The 957-nt window shown below is 76.3% G+C and carries 2 protein-coding genes; both read left to right on the top strand.

What is annotated here, in order from left to right; all coding sequences use genetic code 11:
* Positions 1-455: OB-fold nucleic acid binding domain-containing protein (locus tag MCAG_RS06545; RefSeq protein ID WP_232290101.1), on the top strand; the 455-nt coding region annotated here is incomplete at its 5' end.
* 65 nt (positions 456-520) lie between these two features.
* Positions 521-957: bifunctional 2-polyprenyl-6-hydroxyphenol methylase/3-demethylubiquinol 3-O-methyltransferase UbiG (locus tag MCAG_RS06540; protein WP_036376527.1), on the top strand; the 437-nt coding region annotated here is incomplete at its 3' end.

Raw genomic sequence — 957 nt, 5'->3', positions numbered from 1 at the left:
CGGGCACGGTGACCGGCACGACCGCGCCGACCCTGCCCGGGATGGAGGCGGTGGACCGCCTCGTCGCCGACGTCTGGGCGACCGGCCTGTCGCCGGAGAGCCATCCGGCCCGGTTCCTCCGTGAGCGGCTCGACGCCCTCGGCGCGGTGCCGATCGCCCGGCTGGGGCGGGTGGATCCGGGTCGGCGGATCCGGGTCGGCGGGATCGTCACCCACCGGCAGCGGCCGGCCACCGCGGGCGGGGTCACCTTCCTCAACCTGGAGGACGAGACCGGGATGCTCAACGTCACCTGTTCGCCGGGGCTGTGGCAGCGCTACCGGAGGGTGGCGCGCACCAGCGCCGCGCTGGTGGTGCGCGGCCGGTTGCAGCGGCACGAGGGGGTGACCAACCTGACCGCCGACCGGCTCGACCCGATCGAGCCGCCGGTCGCCCCGGCCTCCCGCGACTTCCGCTGAGGCGCAGGGAGGGGTCCCTGTCAACGCTTCGATAGAGCAGGGGCCCCCTGTTGACAACGCCGGGGCTGACTAGGCTCGACCGTGTGGAGCAGACCAGTGCCCGGTTCACCGGCCCACCGTTGACCCCCCGTACCGCCGTCATCTGGTCGGTGCTCCGCGCCGAGCTGGAACGCCGCGCCGGCGACCGGCTCGCCGTCCTCGACGTCGGCGGCGGAACAGGCGGCTTCGCCGTGCCCCTGGCGCAGGCCGGGCACCTGGTCACCGTGGTCGACGCCAGCCCCGACGCGCTCGCCGCGCTCACCCGCCGGGCCGCCGAGGCCGGCGTCGCCGACCGGGTACGCGCCGTGCAGGGCGACGGCGACGCGCTCGCCGGGCTGGTCGAGCCGGCCAGCGTCGACCTGGTGCTCTGCCACTCGGTGCTGGAGGTCGTCGACGATCCCGCGCCGGTCGTGGCCGCGCTGGTCACCGCGCTGCGCCCGGGCGGCGCGGCGAGCGTCCTGGT

Source organism: Micromonospora sp. ATCC 39149 (assembly GCF_000158815.1).
Lineage (GTDB): Bacteria > Actinomycetota > Actinomycetes > Mycobacteriales > Micromonosporaceae > Micromonospora.
The sequence above is the reverse complement of the archived record's forward strand: the minus strand, read 5'-3'. Positions and strand labels throughout refer to the sequence as shown.